Here is a 24044-nt window from a genome sequence, read left to right on the forward strand (position 1 = left end):
CGACGGACCCGCGCCTTAACTCGCCTCACCGACAGCACCCGACCGGCAACGCCGGCCGGGCATTCGGCGAGCCCTCCCACGACATCACCGAACACTTACGCTGAATTCGTGGTGTCGTGGTCATGGCTCTTTTTAGCAGCGCCAACCTGCGCCGGCCATTTCCGCCACCGGTCTTCTCCATGGCTGACCGGACAGCCTCGGGCTGGCCCGCCAACATCGCCGCGCGTTGAGGATGGCGCGGGTGTGGAGGAGGTCGAAACCGGCGCGCTGCGTGTTCTGCTGGGACTTCGATCCCGGCTGAGTCGTCACGGTGGCGACGTCGCAGCCGGCCACCACGGCGTACCGCATGACCCCGGGGCCCGCCGTTCGGAAGCAGCGGTTACTCCTCGCCAAGAATCCGTAGACCATGATGATCCCTGAAGTACATGCAGTCCTTCGGGTTCAAGGTGGCGAGCGGCAGATTGTGGGTGAGGCAGCACGCCGCGATCCACATGTCGTTGACTGGACGGGGCTGTCCGGCCCGGGTGGCGGCTGCGGAGAGTACGCCCCAGGTGGCAGCGACGGCTTCATCTCCGGGTAGTACAGGGATTCCTGAAAGCCAGTCGGCGAGTTCCTGACGTCGACGACTACCCCAGTCTCGCGGATCGGTCCACTTGGTGAGCTCACCGAAGGTCACGAAGGTGATCAGCGGCCGGCGGCCGATCAGGCGGGTTGCCACGGGCCTGCTGAGCCTGCGCTTGTGACTCAGGGACACGATGTCGGTGTCAAGGACGACGGGCTGCACGGCGACGGCTCAGGCGACGTCGCGACGACGCTCGGCGTAGGTGAACGCGAGGAACTCGTCGAGCTCCTCGTCGGAATCGAAGGTGTCAGCGGCCAGGTCGTCGAGCGAGCGGATGGGTTGGGTACCTCTCGTGGCCAGGAGCTCCTCGACGGTGACCGTGGGGCGCAGCGGCGGGTACAACGGATGGCCGATCCCTGGAGTGCTCATGGACGAGACCTCCTCGCTGGCGTCTCCGGCGCACTGCAGCCAGGACCAGCATACGGCGCGACGCACAGCTCGCGACCCGTGCAGCTGTGGCATGGATACACAGGTACGCCCCTTCCACCCGGACGAGTTTATCCAGCCCGCGCCGATGGATGGCGGCCGGCTTGTGGACGTTCGTCTGCGAGGTGGGCGGCGGCCATCCCCAGCCAGGACCACACCGCGGGCTGGCGACCACCCCGCAGACGGCCGGGTAGCCCGGGTTGACGGAGAAATTCGGCCTGGATGTCGAGCTGCCCGCCGTGCTCACCGAGCACCGGGCCGGCGGGTGGGTACGGCCCCGTGGAGCGGACGTACGCCCGTCGCCGGCCGAAGGACTTCGCACGCCTGGTGGCGCACTGCGGGCATCGCCCGGTTCGTATTGTGCGAACTTGACGACTAGCAAAAGGTTGGACGAAATCCCAGGTCACACCAATAGTCACAGTGACCAGTGGGCAGAACCGGGCGCAACCCGAACCGCCACCCCACCATCCCCGGCCCCACGATCACCATCCCCGATCACATAAACAGGCCGTCTGCCAGCGGAAACGTGCGGCCACGGCGGGGAACGTCCATGCACGGGGCGCGGGTCACGACCCGGGATGACACCAGTGGTCGAAGCCGGCAGACCATGGCCCCGAGCGCCAGCCCGGACATCCGCCGTTGAGTGGTGCGCTCGGGTAGCGGGAACGACACGTCCACGATGACCGGTATTACATGGTGGGACGCTGCCCGCTGTTCAATCACTTCGCTGTTGACCGACATGCGGATAGGGAACGAGCAATGGTTGAGACCTGTGGATCGGCTGGGGAGGGCGTACCTTCCCGGTGATCGAGGTTGAGGTCTCAGTCAGACCGACGTTGGCGCGTCGGTCTGGAAGGCACGCCCGTGCTCACGGTAGTCCCCGAAGACGGCACGCCCGCCGATGGTCCGGTGAGCAGCCCGTCGCTGATCGACGAGATCGTGCGGGAAGGTGCCCGGCGGATGCTCGCCGCCGCCCTGGAAGCCGAGGTCGACGCCTACATCGCGGAACTCGCTGACCAGCGTGACGAACGCGGCCGCCGGCTGGTCGTCCGTGACGGTCACGCCCAGCCGCGGCAGGTGATGACCTCCGGCGCCGTGTTCGAGGGCGGCCAGCTCATCGAACGACCCACCACCCCACCCGTGACCCAAGCCGCCTAGCGATCACCATCCACAAGTCTTGGCAATTCCTCCAGGGAAACCGGACGGGCGCCCCCGCCTCGGATCAGTGTCGGGTCGCCGGCAGATCAACCGCGGAGACCTGAGGACGGGTCACTGCCCGGTCGTGACGGCACCGAGGCCGGCACGGTCGAAACGGGCGATCAGGCTGGGCTTCCGGAGATGTACTTGGCGCAGGAGCGTGAACCGTCGGGCAAACTCCACGGTGGTGCCGGAACGTGAGGCCAGCGCCTGCAGATCCCCAAGAAGGTCGACGGCCGCGTCGTAGTCGCTCTGCCTGCGGGTGTCGATCAGCGCGTCAACGCGCCCCCAGGCCGTGTCACCATCACGGGCCAGAGCGTCCAGCCGTTTCTCCCGAGCCAGCGCCCGCGCCTGGGCATCGCGGGCGTCCTGCTCGGCACGAGCAGCCTCGGCGTGCCGCCGGCGTTCCTGGCGGATGTCCGCGGCGGCGTCCAGCAGTTGGGCGACCGTGCGGCGGGGACGGCCATCCCGGAGGGGATCGGGCTCGCCACGAAAGCGCCGTAGCACTTCCATCTGGACCCGGGCCCCATGGCCCTGTGTGACCTGGAGCAGGAGTTTCTCCTTGTCACCGGAGGGAAGATCCTTGATCCACCTGGCCAGTGCGTGGGGATCTTCCCTGGCCTGGGCCGCAGGCGGACTCGCCTGGGCCGCGGCGGCAAGCAGATCGGCGTCGAGACGGAGGAAATCCACCAGAGCCCGCTGCGGTGCGGTCAGGGAACCCAGCCCGGCGGGCACCGGCGGCTCGAGATCGTCCTCCTCGTCGTCGAAGGCCTCCTCGTCGCGTTCCCACACCCCGTAAGCCGCCAGCCAGGCCAGATAAAGAGGCCGCAGATCACCGGCGGCGAGTTCGGCACGGACACCGACGATCGCCGACAACGAGTCCTCGGCGCCCTCCACCCAGTCCCCGCCCTCGTCCTCGCTACTCAGATCGAGGACGAGATGCTCTCCGGTGGTCCAGGCGGTCACATGCGGATCGGCGCAGTACTGCTCGGCGACCTTGAGATCGAGAAGGGCACGGGGCAGGCGGAGCATCACCCGGTGGGTGCCCCAGTTGGCAAGATAGAGATGGGCGTCGTAGAACCGCTCCACCATCTTCCGGGGATCACCACGGAAGTCACCCCAGTGGTATTCGTTGGTGAAACTGGTGGCGGTGATCCTGGCCCGGGTGGACAGCGCACGGACCTCGTCCTGCTGCCGTGCGTCCAGAGGCCGGTCGACGGCCAGGAACTCGTAGTACTGGTACGTGGACATCTTCTACCTGATCTTGTCATTTCGCCGTCAGAGCGCCCAGCGCCGGTAGGCCTCGATCCATTCCGCCCCACCCGGAGGAGGGTCGGGCAGCAGCAGGTCCAGAATCCCTATCGCCTGGCGATACCTCCCCCGGGCGCAGACTGCGACGATACCGCTTCCAGGCAACAGATCGATCCCCATCACTGTCACTTCCACGCCCAGTACGGTGGCCCGGAAGGGAACGGCGAGGCTGTCCCCGATCACGGCATGAAACGCCGTGATCTGTTCGTCCTCACCATAGGCGTCGACGACGGCACTCTCGACCAGCGCGTCCAGCTCGACGTCACTCAGCTCCGCCATGGTCGGCAGCCTACCGACGCGATGGGCGGACAATCCTCACCGGCCCTCGTCCTACCTGCACTAGGGTATGACCGGGTCCGTGGTCCGCCCGCACCACGACAGCCTGCTCGCGGCCGCCCGCGCTCGTCGACGGCGCAGGGTGCTGCCCACCGCGATGGCCAGCGAGAACAACAACGCGTCTATCAGCGGCCGGGCCAGCACCAGGTTGATGACGAAGATCGAGCCGGTGAGCACGCCGGCGACCCGGGCCAGTAGCCCGGAGAACCGGCGCAGCCCCATCTGGAACTGGGTCTCCTCGTGCCGTTCGCCCAGCCCGAGCGCAATCCGGCCGAACTGGGTACGCGCGCCGGTGGCGACCACCACGGCCGCCGCCGAGCCGGTCCGCACGAGTGTGCCCAGACGCATCCACGATCCCGGTCCCCATACTCCAACCGTTACGCTGCCAGCAGAGCAGACTTACGCTGAGCCGCGCCAGCTGTCGCTAGCTATGACGTGGCATCAGCTATGACGTGGCATCAGAGCAGCCTAGCCGCGGCACCGTCCGGGGCCCGGACCGCCGCCGGCCGCGGGCTTGTCGACCTCCTGGATTCCCACCACCTCCGGTGGGCCGTACCTGGCGCGCACCGCCGCCCTCATCCGCCGCCGATCTCTCGCGTGCGCCCACCGTGATCTCTGGACGCCAGATGGGTGATGCTCGTGAGGTCGATGGTGACGATCTTCGATTGGCCGGCCGGGCGCCTCAGCGGGGGCGAACGTGCCGGTCGAGGAAGGCGAGTGCCCGTGACCAGCCGTCGGCCGCGGCGACCGGGCGGTAGAGCGCCTCCCGGTCGTCGCTGTGGAAGGCGTGGCCGGCCCCGGCGTAGCTGACCAGCTCCGTCGGGGCGCCCGAGCGTGCGGCCGCGGCTCGTAGGGCGGCGATCTCGTCGGTGGAGATCAGGGCGTCTTCCTCGCCGTAGAGGCCGAGCCACGGCCCGCGCAACGACGGTGCCGCCTCCACCAGGGCGGGGATGCCGGGCCAGTACGGTGTGCTGATCCCGCCGCCGTAGAACGACACCGCCGCGGCGAGGGTGTGCCGGGTGGCGGTGTGCAGCGCGACCGTGCCACCCATGCAGAAGCCGATGATCGCGCTCCGCTCGGCGGGGAAGCCCGCGGCGAGGAGGTGCCCGAGCGCCGCGTCGATGTCGGCGTCGATGCCCGCGCCGGACAGGGTGCCCATCGTCGACGTGGCCGCGGCCCAGCCGTCGGCCGGGTCCACCTCGTCCAGCCCGTCGCGGTGATACAGGTGCGGGGCCACGGTGAGCCAGCCGGCGGCGGCGAGCCGGTCGCAGACGGAGACCAGGTACGGCGTGATGCCTCGGGCGTCCTGGACGACGACCAAGCCGCCGCGCGGCGGGTCCTTCGCGGCCGGGGCGAGGACCGTGAGCGGCAGCCCGCCGCGGCCGCGGACGGCCTGCGCCCGCAGCCGGGCCCTGTCTTCGCCGTCATGTCGTGTTCGATGGGACGCCGCGTCGTTCGTTCCGGTTGCCATGTCGCCATCCTTCCCGCCGGGGAGCCTTCCCGCCCGATCCGCCTGTCCCGCCCATGGTCCGTCGACCACCTGGTGTCCGGAACCGCCGCGGACCGGCGGATTCACCCGGACATGCCGGCCGCGACACGCCGCCGGACAAGCCCCGACAGCATGAAGGCGTCACGCTACTCCTTGTAGCAGCCTGGCGGGTGTCGCCGGACGGAGGGAGGACACGGTGAGGCAACCACTGCCGAGGGTGGCGGCGGCCTGGGAGGGCGCGGTGGACCCGGCGCACGTCGACCGGACCGTCGGAGTCCTCCTGTGGTGACCGGGGAACGGCATCGTGGCGGCGGCGAACATGATCCTCTTCCGGGGCGGCGCCCCGAGCCGGGACACTCGGCGCCGTCGCCCCCGCCGGCCTCGGGCGAGACCGGCCTGCCCGATCCGGCCGATCCGGCCGGACGGGCGTGGGCCCGGTTCGGCGGCGTCGACGGGCTCGGCACGCACGGTGTCCGGCTGATCGCCGTCATCACCGTCGGCATGGCCCTGCTGATGGGCGTCCTGGTCTGGCTGTACGGAACGTCCGTCACCAGCCTGCGTCCCCGGGACCTGCCGATCCTCACCGTGGGCCCGGCACCCGCGGCGACCGCGCTCGCCGACCAGATCAGCCGGGTGGAGCCGGGCGCCCTCACGGTGCGCACGGTGCCGACGGTGGCCGCCGCCGACCGTGCGCTGCGCGAGCGTGACGCCTACGCCGCGATCGTCATCGGCGGCAACGGCCTGACCCTGCGGGTCGCCTCCGCAGCGAGTCCGGCGGTCACCGAGGCGCTGACTCGGGGCATCCGGGTGTTCATGCCAGGTCTGGAGATCCCGGTGGTCGACGTGGTGGCCAACGCGCCACGGGACCAGGCCGGCGGCGGGCTGGCGGCCGGTTACCTCCCGTTGACGCTGGTGATCACCGCGGCCGGCGTGCTGCTGGCGCGGATGGTGGGGTCGCGGGTGATCCGGCTCGCCGGGCTCGCCGCGCTCGCGGTGCTCTCCGGCTTCGCCGGGGCCGTCGCGCTGCAGGGGGCGTTGGACGTCCTACCCGGGGAGTTCCTGACGACGATGGCGGTCGTGACGTTGCTGGCGCTGGCCGTCGCCGGGCCGGTCCTGGGACTCGGGGCGGTCGCGGGCGTGCCGGGTCTCGTCGCCGCGGTGCTGGTTCTGGTCGCCGGTGCCGCCCTGTCGGGGGCGGCCTCCGCCCCGGAGATGCTGCCACGGCCCTGGGGCGACATCGGCCAGTTTGCGCCGCCGGGGGCGGGTGCCACGCTGCTGCGCTCGACGGCCTACTTCGACGGTGCCGGGGGTGGCCGCCCGGTGCTGGTCCTCGCCGGCTGGTTCGTCGTCGGGCTGGGCCTAGCGGTTGTCGGTCGGCCTGTCCGTCCACAGGAGGGGCGAATCCGCATCAGGCTGACATCCGGCCCGAGCGTCCCGGCGCGCCGAGGCGGCATCCGAGCATAGGGTCACAGACGTGGACCGCCGCATCTTCGGACTGGAGAACGAGTACGGCGTCACCTGCGTGTTCCGGGGGCAGCGACGGCTGTCCCCGGACGAGGTGGCACGGTACCTGTTCCGTCGTGTCGTGTCATGGGGACGCAGCAGCAACGTGTTCCTCAAGAACGGCGCCCGTCTCTACCTGGATGTCGGTAGCCATCCGGAGTACGCCACCCCGGAATGCGACTCCGTGCCCGACCTGGTCACCCACGACAAGGCCGGGGAACGCATCCTCGAGGGCCTGCTCGTCGAGGCCGAACGACGGCTGCGCGAGGAGGGCATCGCCGGCGACATCCATCTGTTCAAGAACAACACCGACTCCGCCGGCAACAGCTACGGCTGTCACGAGAACTACCTCGTCGGTCGGCACGGCGAGTTCTCGAAGCTCGCGGACGTGCTGGTGCCGTTCCTGGTCAGCCGGCAGATCCTGTGCGGCGCGGGCAAGGTGCTGCAGACCCCGCGGGGCGCGGTGTACTGCATCTCCCAGCGCGCCGAGCACATCTGGGAGTCGGTGTCCTCGGCGACCACCCGGTCCCGGCCGATCATCAACACCCGTGACGAGCCGCACGCCGACGCCGAGCGGTTCCGGCGGCTGCACGTGATCGTCGGCGACTCGAACATGAGCGAGACGACCATGCTGCTCAAGCTCGGGGCGACCGACCTGGTGCTGCGCATGATCGAGGCCGGTGTGATGCTGCGGGACATGACCCTGGAGAACCCGATCCGGGCGATTCGCGAGGTCAGCCACGACATGACCTGCCAGCGCAGGATCAAGCTGGCCAACGGACGTGAGGTCAGCGCGCTGGACATCCAGCGGGAGTACCACTCCAAGGCGGTCGAGTTCGTGGAGCGCCGCGGCGGGGACGGGGACGAGGTCGCCAAGCGGGTGCTCGACCTGTGGGGCCGTACCCTGCTCGCGATCGAGACCGACGACCTCGAGCTCGTCGCCCGTGAGATCGACTGGGTGACGAAGTACGTGCTCATCGAGCGTTTCCGGTACAAGCACGGGCTGTCGCTGGCCTCGCCGCGGGTCGCCGAGCTCGACCTGAAATACCACGACATCCACCGCGACCGGGGCCTGTACTACCGGATGGAACGGGCTGGTCTGGTCGAGCGCGTCACCCGTGATCTCGACGTCTTCGAGGCCAAGTCACGCCCCCCGCAGACCACCCGCGCCCGGCTGCGCGGCGAGTTCATCAAGCGTGCCCAGGAGAAACGCCGGGACTTCACGGTCGACTGGGTCCACCTGAAGCTCAATGATCAGGCCCAGCGTACGGTCCTGTGCAAGGACCCGTTCCGTTCCGTTGATGATCGGGTCGACAAGCTCATCGCCAGTATGTGAGGACTCGAGCCCCTGTGATGTTCGTGCCGCGACGCGCCGGCGTCGTCCTGCCCTTCGCGTCAGCCCGTCCCGGCTCGCGTGGCAGCGGCCGTCGGCCGTCCGCCACCCGCCGGCACCTGCTCGCGGGTGCCGTGCTGCTCGCCCCGCTCCTGGTCGGCTGCGGCGCCTCCGACGCCCCCGACGGCACCAGGGCGGCGCCGGTGCCCTCCCGGACGGCCGCCGACGATACCTCCGGGCGGGTCCCCGCGGTCGCGGGTGCCACCGACCTGAGCCGCAAGCCGATCTCCGCGGCGGGCCGGGGGACGGCGCCGGCCACGCTGGTCACCACCGATCTCGTGACCGGTCACGGCGCGCTCGCCTCCGCCACCAGCACCGTCACGGTCCGGTACGTGGGCGTGCTCTGGCGCGACGGCAAGGAGTTCGACAGCAGCTGGGCGGGGGGCCAGCCGGCGACCTTCCCGCTGGACGGCACGATCGCCGGCTTCGGGCAGGGCATCGACGGGATGCGCGTCGGCGGCCGCCGCCAGATCATCATCCCGCCGGACCTCGGGTACGGCCCGGTGGGGGGACGTCCGCCGACGATCCTCGCCGACGACACCCTGGTGTTCGTGGTGGACCTGATCGCGGTCGACGGCGCCACGCCGGGTGTTGGGGCCGGCGCCGGCCAGCCGTAGCCCACGGGCCTTCACCCGGCCCGGCCGCGGGTGGCCCGGTGGGCCCGGTGGGACCGGTGGGACCGGTGCGCCAGCGGCGGGGATGGGGTGGTGCGTGCCCGGTGAACTCCGGCGGCTACCCTTTACGGGTGTGTCCCGGCGACGGGTGGAGCGGCTCCTCAACCTGACGATGTGCCTGATGGCGACATCGCGCTTCCTCACCGTGTCCCAGATCGGCGAGCTGGTGGAGGGCTACGAGCCCGGGCGCACCGAGGAGGAGCAGGACGCCTTCCGGCGGATGTTCGAGCGGGACAAGGCGTATCTGCGGGAGATCGGCATCCCCTTGGAGACCGGCGCTGACTCGGCGTTCAGCAACGAGACCGGCTACCGCATCCGCCGCGGCGACTACGCGCTGCCCGACATCGCCCTGGAACCGGACGAGGCCGCGGCCCTGGCCGTCGCCGGCTCGCTGTGGTCGAGCACGGCGCTCGCCGGGCCGGCCGCCAGCGCCCTGCGCAAGCTCGCCGCGGGCGGGGCCGCGGTGAGCGGTGGCGGGCTCGGCGCGCTCGACGGCTTCGAACCGCGGGTCGATGCGACCGAGCCGGCCTTCGAGCAGTGCCTCGCGGCGGTCCAGGCCGGTCGGACCATCCGCTTCCCGTACCGGAAGGTCGGTGAGATGGACTCCGCCGACCGGCACGTCGAGCCCTGGGGGGTGCTGTCGTGGCGGGGGCGGTGGTACCTTGCCGGGCACGACCTGCACCGTGGTGCGGCCCGGGTGTTCCGGCTGTCCCGGTTCACCGGCCCGGTGCGCATGGTCGGACCGGCCGGCGCGGTCCAGGTCCCGCCAGGGGTCGACCTGCGGGCGATGGTCTCGGCGCAGGCCCCCCCGGACCGCTTCCGGACCGCCACGCTGGCGGTCCGCCGGGGCAGCGCGCACGCGCTGCGGCGGTACGCCCGCCCGTCGCCGGATACGAATCCACCGCCGGGCATGGATCTGCTGGAGATGGACTTCGCCGACACCGAACAGCTCGCCCGGTGGATCGTCGGATCGGGTCCGGACGTCGTCGTCGTCGACCCACCCGAGCTGCGCGCGGCTGTGGTCGGTCGGCTCCGGGCGGCCCTCACGGGCACCGCCGCCACGCTCGCGGACACCGCCGCCCGCGACGTGGCGTCCCCACCTGCGGGGGTGCGCCGCGACGAACGTCCGGTGAGCGCCCGATGATCCGCCGTGCGGCGCCCGCCCCGGCTCATCGTCCACCGCCCGCCCCGGGCACGCGGTGAGTGCCGCCACCGACCGGCTGAGCCGGCTGCTCGCGCTCGTCCCCTGGTTGCGGGCGCATCCCGGGATCTCCCTGACCGAGGCGGCCGCGGCCTTCGGGGTCACCCCCCGCCAGCTGCGCGACGACCTCGACCTGCTGTTCGTCTGCGGCCTGCCCGGCGGCGCGCCCGGGGACCTCATCGACCTGAGCTACTCCGGCGATCAGATCACCATCGTCGATCCGCAGACCCTCGACCGGCCGCTGCGGCTGTCGGTCGACGAGGCGACCGCCCTGATCGTCGCAGCCCGCGCGCTCGCCGACGTGCCCGGCCTCGCCGGCCGCGAGGCCCTGGATCGGGCGCTGGAGAAGTTGGAGGAGGCGGTCGGCACCGCCGGCACCGCCGCCGTCGGCCAGGTACGCGTCACCCTCGACGTCCACGACGAGGTCCTCGCGGTGGTGCAGCGGGCGCTGCGGGACCGCCGGCGGGTGCATCTGCGTTACCTGGTGTGGTCCCGCGACGAGCTGACCGAGCGCGAGGTCGACCCGATGCGGGTGCTGGTCCAGGACGGCCGCTGGTACCTGGAGGGATGGTGCCACCGGGCGGAGGCGGTGCGGCTGTTCCGGCTGGACCGCATCGACGGGCCGGGCGGGGTGACGATCCTCGACGCCCCGGCGGTTCCGCCGCCGGGCACGGTGTCCCGCGACACCAGGGAGGGGATCTACCGGCCCGGCCCGGCTGACGTGCGGGTCGTGCTGGAGCTGGCGTCCCCGGCCCGGTGGGTGGCCGACTACTACCCGGTCACCGGGATGCGCGAGCTGCCCGGTGGACGGCTCGAGGTCACGCTGTACGCCGGGGAGACCTTCTGGCTGCACCGGCTGGTCCTCGGCCTCGGGGCCGACGTGCGGGTGGTCGAGCCGCCGGCGCTCGCCGAGGAGGTGCACGCCTTGGCCCGCCGGGCCCTGCTCGCCTACGGGCTCACGCCGACCGCCGAGTAGGGTGATCGGTATGTTCTGGGCGCTCCTCTACCTCGTCCTCATCGTCGGCGCGCTTGCCCTGCTGGCGCTCAGTGCGTGGCGGGTGTGGCAGAAGATGCGCGCGGTGCGGGCCGTCACGACGGAGCTGTCCGCGCGGGTCTCGGCCCTGGCCTCGGACACCGCGGCGCTCGCGGCGCGGCTCGACCACGCCGAGGTCAGTGCGCGGCTCGCCGAACGCACGTCCTGACCGGATCCTCGCCTGACCGGATCCGTGGTCCCCGTGTGGTCTGCCGGGAGCGACCGTCGCGTGACGTCGATCGTGCCATATGGCGTTGTGTCGCCACAATTTGGGACTTCCGGCTTGACGAGGTAGCGGTCGGTGATGATTTGGGTTTCCGGCGTCGTTGTGGACACGCTTTCCCCGCCGAGTGCTACGAGCTATCGTGCAGGCTGACTTCGTTGCGCATCCGTCATCTCCGGGATACCCGCACGCCGTCTATCCCCTCCTAGGCTGGCGGACGTAGCATCGATCGCACCGGTCGTCGGACCGGGCTCGGTACCGCGCTCATCGGAGGACGCCGACCATGCCAAACCTGGGCACCACCGAAATCATCATCATCGCTCTCGTCGTTCTGGTGCTATTCGGGTCGAAGAAGCTTCCCGACGCCGCGCGTTCCTTCGGTCGTTCGCTGCGCATCTTCAAGGCCGAGACGAAGGGCCTGCGCGAGGATGACCAGCCCGCGCTCGCGGCGCAGCCGGCCCCGTTGCCGATCGAGGCCCAGCCGCCGGTGGCCCAGCCGCAGGCCGTCGCGCCCGGTCAGGTCTCCGCCTCGTCCGTGAACGGCACCGCGTCGGCCGCCGACCGGGGCTGACCTCACGGCGGTTCCACGGCCTGTCGGGCGTCCGCCGGCGCCCCTTCCTCCTTCCTCTCGACCAGGAGCCGCCGACGTGCCAGGGTTGCCCACGCCGCGAAGGCTCGTCGCCTCGGTGAACCACCGCCGCACGCGCACTGTCGAGGACAGTCGCATGCCGCTCACCGAGCATCTGCGTGAGCTGCGCAACCGCGTCGCCATCGCGCTCCTCGCGTTCGCGATCGCCGGTGTCGTCTGTTTCATCTTCGAGCCGCGCATCTTCGACTGGCTCAAGGCGCCATACTGCGACCTGCCGGCGAGCAAGCGGTTCAGCCCGGACGGCCTGGCGGCGAACGACTGCACCCTGTACTTCTTCGGCATCCTCGACGCGTTCACCATCCGCCTGAAGATCTCCATGATCGCCGCGGTGGTGGTCTCCTCGCCGGTGTGGCTGTACCAACTCTGGTCCTTCATCACCCCTGGTCTGCACCGTCATGAGCGGCGCTGGTCACTGACCTTCGTCGGTGTCTCCCTCGTCCTGTTCGCCACCGGCGCGGTCTTCGCCTACCTGACGTTGTCGACCGGGCTGGGCCTGCTGCTCGGCTTCGGCGGCAACGGGCTGGTCAGCGTCCTGGACGGCAACCGGTACCTCAGCTACGTCCAGGCGATGCTGCTGATCTTCGGACTGTCGTTCGAGGTTCCGCTGCTCGTCACGATGCTGAATCTGGCCGGGATCGTCAGCACCGCCAAGCTGCGCTCCTGGCGGCGGCCCGAGATCTTCCTGGTGTTCGTGTTCGCCGCGGTCGTCACCCCCAGCCAGGACCCGTTCACCATGCTCGCGCTGGGCCTGCCCATGGTGCTCCTCTACGAGGTCGCGCTGATCATCGGGTGGCTGAACGACCGGCGGGTGGCCCGCCGCGGGGACACCTCCCCGTATGCCGACCTGGACGACGACGAGACCTCCCCGCTGGACTTCGACGACGCCCCGCCCCGCCCCGCGGCCTCCGCGGCGACGGCCACGTCGCCCGGCACGGTGAACCCGCCCGGCACGGTGAACCCTGCCGGCACCGGGTCGTCAACACCCGTCGGCGCGGGGACGGCCCCCGTCTCCCCAAGCACCGACGTCACCCACGGCGACATCACCTGACGCTCGTAGGTTCTTCCCGGCCGGTCGGGACCGGCATGAACCGGTCGGCTGCCGGCCGTCGCGTCCCGTAGGGTGGCTGATGTGTCCTCCACGCCCGAGATTCTTGTGGAGTTCGCCGCTGGCCTCCCCTTCGGACTCGACCCGTTCCAGTTCGAGGCGGTCGCGGCGCTGGCTGCCGGTGAAGGGGTGCTCGTCGCGGCCCCGACGGGAGCGGGTAAGACGGTCGTCGGCGAGTTCGCCGCCCATCTCGCCCTGCGCACCGGGACGCGTTGCTTCTACACGACGCCGATCAAGGCGCTGTCGAACCAGAAGTACGCCGATCTCGTCTCCCGCTACGGCGCCGTCTCGGTCGGCCTGCTGACCGGGGACACCTCCCGCAACGGCGACGCCCCGATCGTGGTGATGACCACCGAGGTCCTACGCAACATGCTCTACGCCGGCCCGGTCGACAACGGCCGGCTGGACGACCTCGGCTACGTCGTCATGGACGAGGTGCACTACCTCGCTGACCGCCAGCGCGGCGCCGTGTGGGAGGAGGTCATCATCCATCTGCCGGCGCAGGTCCGGCTGGTCTCCCTGTCCGCAACGGTGAGCAACGCCGAGGAGTTCGCCGAGTGGCTGGTCACGGTGTGCGGCCATACCCGGGTCATCGTCAGCGATCATCGTCCCGTTCCGCTGTGGCAGCATGTGCTCGCTGACCGCACCCTGTACGACCTGTTCCTCGAGGACACTGCCGGTACGCCGCCGCCGGGCGGATCCGCGGCACTCCGTGCCACCCTGGACGATGATCTCGTCCGGTCGAGGTGGAACGCCGGGGTCGAAGCCGGATTCGAGGTAACCGGCACCCGGCGCGCCGCCGTCGGCGACCGGGAGCGCGGCGGCGACCGGGACCGCGGACGGGGGCGGGGCGGCAACCGCAACGGCGAACGGGGCCGGGCCACCCAGGGTGGTCGCGGTGGCGACCGTGGCCGCAATGGGGGTGCCGGCCAGGCGCCCGTGGCAGCCATCCCCGCGGCCCGTGGTGGTCCGACGGCGGTCGGTGGACGAGTGGTGAACCCGGACCTGCTGCGGCTGGCCCGCGAGGAGAGCCGGGCGCTGTCGGGGGGCTCTCCCGCAGTCGGCCGCGGTCGCCCGGCGCCCGGCGCGCGCCGGCGGACGTGGGTGCCGGGCCGGCCGGAGGTCGTCGAACGGCTCGACCGCGACGGCCTGCTCCCGGCGATCGTCTTCGTGTTCAGCCGGGCCGGCTGCGATGCGGCGGTCACCTCCTGCGTGCGTGCGGGTCTGCGGCTCGTCGGCCCCGCGGAGCAGCAGCGGATCCGGACCCTGGTCCGGGAACGCACCGCCGGGATCCCCGAGACCGACCTCGCCGTGCTCGACTACTGGGCGTGGCTGGAGGGGCTGGAACGCGGCATCGCATCCCACCACGCCGGCATGCTGCCAACCTTCAAGGAGATCGTGGAGGAGCTGTTCGTCCAGGGGCTGGTCCGGGTGGTCTTCGCCACGGAGACCCTGGCGCTCGGCATCAACATGCCCGCCCGCACCGTCGTGCTGGAGCGGCTGACGAAGTTCAACGGCGAGAGCCGCGTGGACATCACCCCGGGGGAGTACACCCAGCTGACGGGCCGCGCCGGGCGGCGCGGCATCGACGTGGAGGGCCACGCGGTCGTCCTGTGGCAGCCGGGGCTGGATCCGCTCGCGCTCGCGGGGCTGGCCTCCACGCGGACCTATCCGCTGCGCTCGTCGTTCCGGCCGTCGTACAACATGGCCGTCAACCTGGTCGGCAGGCTCGGGCGGGAGCGGGCACGCACCGTGCTGGAGTCGTCGTTCGCGCAGTTTCAGGCCGACCGGGCCGTGGTGGGCCTGGCCCGGGCGGTGCAGCGCAACACCGAGGCGATCGACGCGAAGCGTGAGGCGTTGAGCTGCGACAAGGGTGACATCGGCGAGTACGACCGGTTGCGCCGGGAGATTGCTGAGCGGGAGGCCGCGCTGTCGCGGGAGGGTTCGGCGCGCCGGCGGGCCGAATCCGCGGCGGCGCTCGCCCGGCTGCGGACCGGGGACATCGTGCGGGTGCCCGCCGGGCGGCGCAGCGGGCTCGCTGTCGTGCTCGACGCCGACGCCGCCGCCGCCGCGAATGCCGCCGACGGCCCGCGGCCGGTGATGCTCACCGCGGACAGGCAGGTTCGCAGGCTGTCCCTGACCGACTTCCCGGTCGCCGTCGAACCGCTCGGCCGGGTCCGGGTGCCGCGGTCGTTCAACCCGCGCTCGCCGCAGTCACGCCGGGATCTGGCCTCCTCCCTGCGCGCCGCCGACGTCAACCCCGATGCCCCTCCGGGCCGGCGGGCCAGGGTCCGTTCGGCCGCGGCGGACGACGCCGAGCTCGCCCGGCTGCGCCGGGCCCTGCGCGCCCATCCGGTGCACGACTGTCCGCGCCGCGAGGAGCACCTGCGCTCCGCCGAGCAGGTCAACCGGCTGGTCAAGGAGACCGCCGCGATCTCACGGAAGGTGGAGGGTCGGACGAACACGGTCGCGAAGACGTTCGACCGGGTCCGCGCCGCGCTCGAGGACCTCGGCTACCTGGACGGGGACCGCGTCACCGCCGCCGGGCGGGTGCTCGCGCGCATCTATTCGGAGCAGGACCTGCTCGTCGCCGAATGCCTGCGCGCCGGCATCTGGGACGATCTCACCCCGCCGGCGCTGGCCGCCGCCGTGTCCACGCTGGTGTTCGAGCCGCGCGGTGACGACGTCGGCGTCCCGGCGCTGCCGGGCGGCGCGGCGCTACGCGACTGCCTCGCCGAGATGGTCCGGCTGTCGGAGCGGCTCGCCGAGGCCGAGCAGGCCCACCGGCTCGCGTTCCTGCGCCCGCCCGAGCTCGGATTCGTCGCCGTCGCGCACGACTGGGCCGCGGGCCGCACGTTGGAACGGGTGCTGACCGACAGTTCCGTGGAACTGACCGCCGGCGATTTCGTCCGGTGGATGCGCCAGCTCATCGACATCCTTGACCAGATCGCGCAGGTCGCTCCGATGGTGCGGGCGGACCCGGGAACGCCGGACGGCGCGCGGGTGCGCCGGACCGCCCGGGCTGCGATGGACGCCGTCCGTCGCGGGGTCGTCGCGTACGCGATGAGCGTCTGAGTCGTGGTCCCTTCCCGCGCCGTGGTCCCTTCCCGCGCCGTGCGCGCGTTCGGTCTGGTCCTCGGTGCCGTGCTGGACGGGCTGCTCGCCGACCCGGCGCGGCTGCATCCGGTCGCCGGGTTCGGGCGGGCCGCGTCCTGGCTGGAGAACCGGCTCTACCGGGACGGCCGGGCGCCCGGAGCGCTGCACACCGCGGTGCTGCTAGCCGCGGTCGCCGTGCCCGCCGTCGCCGCTGAACGCGCCGCTGAACGCGCCGCTGAACGCGCCGTCGCGCTCACGGCGGCGGTCACGTGGACCGTCCTCGGTGGCGCCTCGCTGCGCCGTCAGGGCCGACGCCTCGGCGAGGAGCTGCGCGCCGACGATCTCGCCGCGGCCCGGGAACGGCTCCCGGCGCTGTGCGGACGCGATCCGGCGTCGCTGGACGCCGCCGGGATCGCCCGCGGCGCGATCGAGTCCATCGCCGAGAACACCTCCGACGCGCTGGTCGCCCCGCTGTGGTGGGGGGCGCTCGCCGGCCTGCCCGGCCTGGTCACCTACCGGGCGATCAACACCCTTGACGCGATGATCGGACACCACAGCCCCCGGTACGAACGCTTCGGCTGGGCGGCGGCGCGCCTCGACGATCTGGCGAACCTGTTCCCGGCGCGGATGTGCGCGCTGGTGACCTGCGCGTGCGCCCCGGTCGTCGGCGGTTCGGCGGTCGACGCGTACTGGGTCATGCGCCGGGACGGCCGGTCGCATCCCAGCCCCAACGCCGGGATGATGGAGGCCGCGTTCGCCGGGGCGCTGGGGCTGCGGCTCGGGGGAGAGCTGCGCTACCCCTACCGCGTCGAGCACCGGCCGGAGCTCGGGTTCGGCCGGCGGCCGCAGGGCGCGGACGTCGCAGCCGCGGCCCGGTTGTCCGCGGCGGTGAGCGTGGTCTGTGTCGCGCTGACGGCGGCGGCGGCTCCGGTGGCGCGGCTGGTCACCTCCGCCCTGACCGCGCGCCTCGGCCTCGGTACCGGCTCCGGACGCTCTGGCTCCGAGGGCTCTGGTGGGCCCGGGAGAAGAGAGCGCCGCCGGTGAGCGGGGGACTGCTGGTCGCCGGGACCGCGTCGGATGCCGGCAAGAGCGTGCTGACCGCGGGGATCTGCCGGTGGCTGGCGCGGGAGGGGGTGCGGGTCGCCCCGTTCAAGGCGCAGAACATGGCGTTGAACTCGGCGGTCACCGCCGATGGTGCGGAGATCGGCCGGGCCCAGGCGATGCAGGCGGCGGCGGCCGGTGTCGAACCGGAGGCGGCGATGAACCCGGTGCTGCTCAAACCGGGGGGCCAGCGGCACAGCCAGCTCGTTGTGCTGGGCCGCCCGGTCGCCGAGGTCGACGCGCTCGGCTACCGCCCGTACAAGGAACGGCTGGCCGCGATCGTCCTGGAGTGCCTGGACGACCTGCGCGGCCGGTTCGACGCGGTGATCTGCGAGGGGGCCGGTTCCCCGGCGGAGATCAACCTGCGTTCGACCGACATCGCCAACATGGGCCTGGCGCGCGCCGCGAACCTGCCGGTGATCGTGGTCGGCGACATCGACAAGGGCGGGGTCTTCGCCGCCCTGTTCGGCACGCTGGCCCTGCTCGATGCGGCCGACCAGGCGTTGGTTGCCGGCTGGGTGATCAATCGATTCCGTGGCGACGCCCGGCTGCTCGAACCCGGGCTGCGCCAGATCGAACGGCTCACCGGCCGGCCGGTGCACGGCGTCGTCCCCTGGAAGGCGGGGTTGTGGCTGGACGTCGAGGACTCCCTCGACCTCGCCGCCTTCCCCGACGCCGAGCCCTGTCCCGAGGCGCGGCCTGCCTCGCACGGCGGTCGGCGGGAGGTGCTGCGGGTCGCCGTCATCCGGCTGCCCCGGCTGTCGAACGTGACCGACATCGACGCGTTGCGCGTCGAGCCCGGGGTCGCGGTGCGCCTGGCCACCCGACCGGACGAGCTCGCCGACGCCGACCTCGTGATCCTGCCGGGCACCCGTTCCACCGTCGAGGACCTGCGCTGGCTGCGTCGCCGTGGTCTCGCCGCGGCCCTCGCCGAACGCGCCGCCGCGGCCCGCCCGGTGCTGGGTATCTGCGGCGGCTACCAGATGCTCGGCCGTCGCATCCGTGACGACGTCGAATCGGGTGCGGGCGAGGTCGATGGTCTCGGCCTGCTCCCGGTCATCACCACGTTCGACCCGGTGAAGCTGCTCGGTCGGCGCGCGGCCACCGATGCCGCCGGCCGACCGCTGACCGGCTACGAGATCCGGCACGGGCGGCTGAGCGTCGAGGAGCATCCGGACAGCGCGCCGTTCGCAGCGGACGGGGTGCGCGTCGGCGCGGTCGCCGGCACGAGCTGGCACGGGGTGCTGGAGAACGATGCGTTCCGCCGCGCCTATCTCGCCGACGTGGCCACGGCCGCGGGGCGTTCGTTCGTCCCGGCGTTCACGTGCTTCGCCGATGCTCGGCAGCGCCGCCTCGACGCCCTCGGTGACCTCGTCGCCGACCATCTCGACACAGGCGCCCTGCGCCGCCTGCTCGCCGAGGGCACACCCGTCGGCCTGCCGTTCGTCCCCCCGGGCACATCCTGATAATCAACGGTGTTGACATCGTCGCACCACGCAAAATTAATCATGAAAACCACCGCGAATAGCATCTGGGTGGCAGAGGCAGGGGTTGACCGTTACCCGGAACGCCGTGGAAAGCTGGTGCAGGTGGGCAATGGACGGCTCGAAATCGACGGGGTGTCGAAACGGTACGGCGACGTCGTCGCGTTGGAGTCGATGACGTTCGAGGTGCGGGCCGGCGAGCTGTTCGGGTTCGTCGGCAGCAACGGTGCCGGGAAGACGACGACGATGCGTATCGCCCTCGGGGTGCTCGCGGCGGATTCCGGGGTCGTGCGTTATGACGGCGTTCCGCTGACGTTACGCACCCGCCGCCGGATCGGCTACATGCCGGAGGAACGCGGTCTGTACCCGCGGATGCGGGTGGGTGAGCAGCTCGTCTACCTCGCGCAACTGCACGGAATGGGGCTGGCGGCAGCCCGTCGGGCAGTGGCGCGGTGGACCGAGCGGCTGGGGGTGTCCAGCCGCTTGGACGACGAGGTGCAGAAGCTCAGCCTCGGGAACCAGCAGCGGGTGCAACTGGCCGCCGCGCTCGTGCACGATCCGGTCGTCCTGATACTCGACGAGTCGTTCTCCGGATTGGACCCGGTGGCCGTCGACGTGATGAGCGAGGTGCTGCGGGAGCGTCGCGCCGCCGGGGTTCCGGTGATGTTCTCCAGCCATCAGCTCGATCTCGTCGAGCGGTTGTGCGACCGGGTCGGGATCGTGCGGGCGGGCCGGATGGTCGCCTGCGGTTCGGTTGACGAGTTGCGCGCGGGTGGTGATCTGCAGGTGGTGGTGGACGCGCCGGCGGCGCCGCCGGGCTGGGCCGACGGGATACCGGGGGTCGTCGTGCGTCACCGGGACGGGCCGCGGACGGTGCTGGGCCTCACCGCGGGTGCCGACGACCAGGCGGTACTGCCGCGGCGCTGGCCACGGGCCCGGTGCGGGAGTTCCGTCGTCGCCGGCCGTCGTTGACCGAGCTGTTCCGTAACGTCGTCGTGCAGGCCGGGCAGCAGCCGGGGAGTGGGGCGTTCCCGGAGAACGCGGCGTGAGCGTGCGGGGGCTGGATGGCGCGGCGCAGGGGTCGGGCCGGGTGATCCGGCTGATCGCCCGGCGGGAGATCGTGACGAGGACCAGGTCGCGGGCCTTCCGGATCACCACGGGGCTGTTCGTCCTCGGGATCGGCGCCATGGTGCTGCTGATGTCCCTGACCGGCGGCTCGTCGGCGAGCCGGATCGCGTTTACCGCGGTCGACTTCCGGCAGGCGGCGACGGTCGAGGCTGCGGCCCGGTCGCTGGGCGAGGACGTCGAGGTCCGTGCGGTGGCGGATCGGGCGGTCGGCGAGCGGGCCGTGCTCGACGGTGACGTCGACGCGTTCGTCCGCGTGGTTGCGATCCCTGGCGCGGCGGGGAACGCCGTCTACCGGGTGGTCGTCAAGAAGGAGCTCGGCGACCGGCTGACGTCGGTGTTGAGCCTCGCCGCCCGGCAGGTCGCGCTCGAGCGCCAGGTCGTGGGGCTCGGTGGTGATCCGGCCGTCGTGGGGCGAGCCGTGTCCGCGGCCACGGTCCAGGTCAGCGCCCTGCGGCCGGCCTCGGAACGGGACGGGGCCCGGTTGCTGCTCGGCCTGCTCTCCGGCGGGCTGATCTACCTGTCTCTGCTGATCTTCGGCCCGGCCGTGGCGCAGGGGGTGATCGAGGAGAAGAGCAGCCGGGTGGTGGAGCTGCTGCTGGCGACCGTGCGTCCGTGGCAGCTGATGGCCGGCAAGGTCATCGGGATCGGCGCCGTGGCTCTCGGTCAGTTGACGCTGATCGGGGTGGTCGGCGTGTCGTTGGGCCTGACGACCGGGCAGCTCGACATCCCGGCCGGGATCGCGATCGGGTCGGTCGCGCTGGCGCTGCTGTGGTATCTGCTCGGGTTCGCCGTGTACGCGCTGCTGTTCGCGGCCGCCGGGGCACTGGTGTCTCGGCAGGAAGACGCCGGCGGGGTCACGGCGCCGATGATCTTGCTGATCGTCGTCCCGTACGTGCTGGGCATCTCGGTGCTGCCGGGGTCGCCGGACAGCGGCCTCATCCTGGTGCTGGCGATGATTCCGCTGTTCGCGCCGGTCCTGATGCCGATGGTGATCGGGATCGGCAGCGTGGCGGGGTGGCAGGTGGTGGTCGCGATGGCGCTGACGCTCGCGCTGATCGGGGCACTGGTCTGGCTGACCGGGCGGGTGTACGGCAATGCGGTGAAGCGTGGCGGGACTCGGGTGCCGATCCGGGAGGCGCTAGGGACCTCGGCATGACTCGGCCCCTGGTCGATACCATCCGGGACGGGCGGGTCCATCGGACGTCGACCGGGGACACCGAGACCCGGGACACCCAGCGACCCCGGGACACCGAGAACAGGGAACGAGGAGCGGTTCGTGCGAGACATCGCCGTCTTCAGCGGCAGTGCCCATCTGAGTCTCGCCGAGGAGATCTGCACACACCTTGACGTGCCGCTGCATCGGGTGCGGGTGCAGCGTTTTGCCAACGACTGCCTGGAGGTCCAGCTTCCCGCGAACTGCCGGGAACGCGACGTGTTCCTCATCCAGCCGCTGGTCGCACCGGTGCAGGAGAACCTCGTCGAGCTGCTGCTGCTGCTGATGATGATGCTGGACGCGGCGCGCGGGGCGTCGGTGGCGCGCACGACGGTCGTGCTGCCGCACTATGCCTATGCCCGCTCGGACAAGAAGGACGCGCCGCGGATCTCGATCGGCGGGCGGCTGGTCGCGGACCTGCTCGTCACCGCGGGTGCGAACCGCGTCCTCGCGATGACCCTGCACTCGCCGCAGGTCCATGGTTTCTTCAGCGTGCCGGTGGATCATCTGCATGCGTTGCGGGAACTCGCCGCGCACTTCCGTCACTACGAGCTGTCGAACACGACGGTGGTCTCCCCGGACCTCGGCAACGCCAAAGAGGCGGCGGCGTTCGCCCGGATGCTCGGGGTGCGGGTGGCGGCGGGGGCCAAGCAGCGTTTCGCCGACGACCGGGTCAGCATCAGCACGGTCATCGGTGACGTGGCCGGCCGGGACGTCATCGTGCTCGACGACGAGATCGCCAAGGGCAGCACCGTGCTCGAGCTGCTTGAGCGGCTGCGTGAGCTGAACGTGCGGTCGGTGCGGGTGGCGTGTACGCACGGGCTGTTTGCGGCGGGTGCGCTTAAGCGCATCGGCGACCAGCCCGAGGTCGCCGAGATCGTGTGCACGAACACGGTGCCAATTCCGGCGGGGGACCGAGTGCCGAAGCTGAAGATTCTCACGGTTGCCCCGGCGCTCGCCGAGGCCATCCGCCGCATCCACAACGGCGAGTCCGTCAGCGCTCTCTTCGACGCCTGACCGTCGCGCCGACTTGGCCCGGGTCTCGGACACACGGGTCCGCCTAATCGCGCGGCGGCCACGTTATGGGGAGCAGGGCACGGTCCAGGGCCCGCAGACCGTCCTCAGGTCCCCCAAATTCGCCGGCCGAAGCACACGTACCCGGAGAAGTTCGCGCACTCGGCCCGGGAGGTCGGTGGCGCGACGGATTCCTGTCGCCGTCCGACGGGGCGGTAGCCGGTTCCGTTCAGCGTTGGCTGACGTCAGGACCGGCTGTACCGTTGAAGCATGGTGAAGATTGCCTCGCATGCCGAGGTGCTCGCCCGATTCGGGCACGCGCTGTCCGACCCGACGCGGGCCAGATTGCTGCTGGTACTGCGGGAGGGCGCGGCCTACCCCTCGGATCTTGCGGAGATCTTCGGGGTGGGGCGCACGAATCTGTCCAATCATCTGGCCTGTCTGCGTGGTTGCGGATTGGTCGTCGCCACGCCGGAGGGTCGCCGGCAGCGCTACGAGCTCGCCGATGACAAGCTCCGTCATGCCCTGGACGATCTCCTCGGCGTCGTCCTGGCCGTCGACACCGACCACATCCACCCGAACGTCACCGCCCCCGTCGCGGCTGTCGCGCCGGGGAGCCTCGGCGGGGCCCGTGGTGGGGTCTTTGGCGAGGCTGGTGGTGCGGATGACGTCGGCTCCGGGGGCGCCGCCGACCGTGCCGCCCTGGCCGGTGCGTGCGACGCATGACCAGCACCGGCACCTTCGGTGACCAGGGCGTCGGCCACAATGATCGTCGTGGCCGGGATCACGGTCACGGTCACGGTCACGGTGTTTCCGAGATGCCCGGGAGCGCCGGCCAACGGCGCCGGCTGCTGCTGGCGACCGCATTGAACATCGCCATCGTGATCGGGCAGGCGGCGGCGGGGCTCGCGGTCGGTTCGGTCGGTCTGCTCGCCGACGCCGGGCACAACCTGACCGACACTGCCGGCGTGGTGCTCGCGCTCGTCGCGGTGGCACTGTCCCGGCGGCCGCCGTCGGCGAGCCGCACCTTCGGCGGGGTGCGTTGGCCGGTGCTTGCCGCGCAGGCCAACGCCGCCGCCGTGCTGGTGGTGACGGCGCTGCTGGCGGTGGAGTCCCTGCGGCGCCTCGGTTCGACCGGTTTCGTGGATGGGGGAGTGGTGGTCGCCGTCGCGCTGGCCGCCGCCGTTGTCAACGGGGTCAGCGCGTGGGTGGTCCACGGCGGCGATGGTGATCTCAACACCCGGGCCGCGGTGCTGCACCTCGCCGGGGACGCTGCGGTATCCTTGGCGGTCGCCGCCGCCGGCGGGGCCATCTGGCTGGTCGGTGGCTGGTACTGGCTGGATCCGCTGGTCTCGCTGGTGATCGCGCTGCTCATCGCCGTCCAGGGGGCGCGGCTGCTGGCGAGTGCCTCGCGGGTGCTGCTGGAGGCAACCCCGGCGAGCCTGGACGTCGCGGCGGTGCGTGCCGACATCCTGCGCGACCCTCATGTCCTCGACGTGCATGACCTGCACGTCTGGAGCCTGTCTGACCGAGTCCTCGCCGCGTCGGTGCATCTGGAGCTCGGCCATCTCGACAGTGCCTACGGCGACGGGGGCCATCCCAGCCTGGCGCAGGCCCGATCGGTGTCCGATGCGATCAAGGCGATGCTCGCCGCGCGGCACGGCATCACTCACGTGACCATCGAGGCCGAGTGCGAGCCGTGCACCCCGCCGCATGACGACCCGTGCGGTGTCACCCGTGGGCTGGTCCGCCGCGACGGGGACCGGCAGACCGGGCGGCAGCGGCGGCACCGTCGGGAACAGCGGGGCCGTCGGGAACAGCGGGGCCGGTCTTCCCGCGATGCCGT

Annotated in this window: 22 protein-coding genes and 1 pseudogene; 17 read left to right on the plus strand and 6 right to left on the minus strand. The window is 71.6% G+C overall.

Features of this window, described 5'->3' with window-relative positions; translation table 11 throughout:
- Positions 1-379 precede the first annotated feature (379 nt).
- Together AC08OX_RS04925 and AC08OX_RS04930 are read right to left on the minus strand one after the other, a co-directional pair.
- The gene (locus tag AC08OX_RS04925; protein ID WP_476606721.1) at positions 380-784 is read right to left on the minus strand and encodes a PIN domain-containing protein; all 405 of its coding nucleotides are present in this window, start codon (positions 782-784) and stop codon (positions 380-382) included.
- Positions 785-793: 9 nt separating this feature from the next.
- Positions 794-991, minus strand: coding sequence for a hypothetical protein (locus tag AC08OX_RS04930; RefSeq protein ID WP_043590978.1), 198 nt, complete (start codon positions 989-991; stop codon positions 794-796).
- A 921-nt stretch (positions 992-1912) separates the two neighbouring features.
- On the opposite strand from AC08OX_RS04930, the pseudogene AC08OX_RS04935 reads away from it, so the two are divergent.
- A pseudogene (locus tag AC08OX_RS04935) lies at positions 1913-2146 on the plus strand (IS256 family transposase); the annotation flags it as partial.
- Between the two features lie 171 nt (positions 2147-2317).
- Here AC08OX_RS04935 and AC08OX_RS04940 read toward each other — a convergent pair.
- The 4 genes from AC08OX_RS04940 to AC08OX_RS04955 form a co-directional block, all read right to left on the minus strand.
- The gene (locus AC08OX_RS04940) at positions 2318-3496 is read right to left on the minus strand and encodes a hypothetical protein (protein ID WP_476606722.1); all 1179 of its coding nucleotides are present in this window, start codon (positions 3494-3496) and stop codon (positions 2318-2320) included.
- A 27-nt stretch (positions 3497-3523) separates the two neighbouring features.
- Entirely contained in the window at positions 3524-3835 is a 312-nt protein-coding gene (locus AC08OX_RS04945; RefSeq protein WP_476606723.1) for a hypothetical protein, read from the minus strand.
- 60 nt (positions 3836-3895) lie between these two features.
- A complete protein-coding gene (locus AC08OX_RS04950; protein ID WP_035910222.1) occupies positions 3896-4240 on the minus strand; it encodes a P-type ATPase actuator domain-containing protein in 345 nt (114 codons plus the stop codon).
- Between the two features lie 334 nt (positions 4241-4574).
- Positions 4575-5363 carry a dienelactone hydrolase family protein gene (locus tag AC08OX_RS04955; RefSeq protein WP_476606724.1) on the minus strand — a complete coding sequence of 263 codons (789 nt, stop codon included), beginning with the start codon at positions 5361-5363 and terminating at the stop codon, positions 4575-4577.
- A 300-nt stretch (positions 5364-5663) separates the two neighbouring features.
- On the opposite strand from AC08OX_RS04955, the gene AC08OX_RS04960 reads away from it, so the two are divergent.
- The 16 genes from AC08OX_RS04960 to AC08OX_RS05035 all read left to right on the plus strand — a co-directional run.
- Positions 5664-6845 (plus strand): hypothetical protein, encoded by a 1182-nt coding sequence (locus tag AC08OX_RS04960; RefSeq protein WP_476606725.1) that lies wholly within the window; start codon positions 5664-5666, stop codon positions 6843-6845.
- 10 nt (positions 6846-6855) lie between these two features.
- On the plus strand, positions 6856-8220 hold the full coding sequence (pafA, locus tag AC08OX_RS04965) for a Pup--protein ligase (protein ID WP_476606726.1): 1365 nt from the start codon (positions 6856-6858) through the stop codon (positions 8218-8220).
- A 14-nt stretch (positions 8221-8234) separates the two neighbouring features.
- Entirely contained in the window at positions 8235-8894 is a 660-nt protein-coding gene (locus AC08OX_RS04970; RefSeq protein WP_476606727.1) for an FKBP-type peptidyl-prolyl cis-trans isomerase, read from the plus strand.
- Positions 8895-9072: 178 nt separating this feature from the next.
- Positions 9073-10095, plus strand: a complete 1023-nt coding sequence (locus AC08OX_RS04975; protein ID WP_476606728.1) for a helix-turn-helix transcriptional regulator — start codon at positions 9073-9075, stop codon at positions 10093-10095.
- A 55-nt stretch (positions 10096-10150) separates the two neighbouring features.
- Positions 10151-11128, plus strand: coding sequence for a helix-turn-helix transcriptional regulator (locus tag AC08OX_RS04980; RefSeq protein WP_043590948.1), 978 nt, complete (start codon positions 10151-10153; stop codon positions 11126-11128).
- A gap of 10 nt (positions 11129-11138) precedes the next feature.
- Entirely contained in the window at positions 11139-11354 is a 216-nt protein-coding gene (locus AC08OX_RS04985; RefSeq protein ID WP_476606729.1) for a hypothetical protein, read from the plus strand.
- Positions 11355-11691: 337 nt separating this feature from the next.
- A complete protein-coding gene (gene tatA, locus AC08OX_RS04990; RefSeq protein ID WP_476606730.1) occupies positions 11692-11979 on the plus strand; it encodes a Sec-independent protein translocase subunit TatA in 288 nt (95 codons plus the stop codon).
- A gap of 76 nt (positions 11980-12055) precedes the next feature.
- Complete coding sequence (tatC, locus tag AC08OX_RS04995; RefSeq protein ID WP_476606731.1) at positions 12056-13105, plus strand: twin-arginine translocase subunit TatC; 1050 nt, start codon at positions 12056-12058, stop codon at positions 13103-13105.
- An 81-nt stretch (positions 13106-13186) separates the two neighbouring features.
- Positions 13187-16237 (plus strand): DEAD/DEAH box helicase, encoded by a 3051-nt coding sequence (locus tag AC08OX_RS05000; protein ID WP_476606732.1) that lies wholly within the window; start codon positions 13187-13189, stop codon positions 16235-16237.
- Between the two features lie 3 nt (positions 16238-16240).
- Complete coding sequence (locus tag AC08OX_RS05005; protein ID WP_476606733.1) at positions 16241-17302, plus strand: cobalamin biosynthesis protein; 1062 nt, start codon at positions 16241-16243, stop codon at positions 17300-17302.
- Positions 17299-18825, plus strand: a complete 1527-nt coding sequence (locus tag AC08OX_RS05010; RefSeq protein ID WP_476606734.1) for a cobyric acid synthase — start codon at positions 17299-17301, stop codon at positions 18823-18825. Before AC08OX_RS05005 ends, AC08OX_RS05010 begins: the two co-directional genes overlap by 4 nt.
- A 69-nt stretch (positions 18826-18894) precedes the next feature.
- A complete protein-coding gene (locus AC08OX_RS05015; protein ID WP_476606735.1) occupies positions 18895-19815 on the plus strand; it encodes an ABC transporter ATP-binding protein in 921 nt (306 codons plus the stop codon).
- A gap of 73 nt (positions 19816-19888) precedes the next feature.
- The gene (locus tag AC08OX_RS05020; protein ID WP_476606736.1) at positions 19889-21127 is read left to right on the plus strand and encodes an ABC transporter permease; all 1239 of its coding nucleotides are present in this window, start codon (positions 19889-19891) and stop codon (positions 21125-21127) included.
- A gap of 120 nt (positions 21128-21247) precedes the next feature.
- The gene (locus AC08OX_RS05025; RefSeq protein WP_476606737.1) at positions 21248-22201 is read left to right on the plus strand and encodes a ribose-phosphate diphosphokinase; all 954 of its coding nucleotides are present in this window, start codon (positions 21248-21250) and stop codon (positions 22199-22201) included.
- Positions 22202-22468: 267 nt separating this feature from the next.
- A complete protein-coding gene (locus AC08OX_RS05030) occupies positions 22469-22924 on the plus strand; it encodes an ArsR/SmtB family transcription factor (protein ID WP_476606738.1) in 456 nt (151 codons plus the stop codon).
- A 92-nt stretch (positions 22925-23016) separates the two neighbouring features.
- A partial coding sequence (locus tag AC08OX_RS05035) for a cation diffusion facilitator family transporter (protein ID WP_476606739.1) occupies positions 23017-24044 on the plus strand: 1028 nt, incomplete at its 3' end.

This window comes from Frankia sp. CoBUL1 (assembly GCF_978021245.1).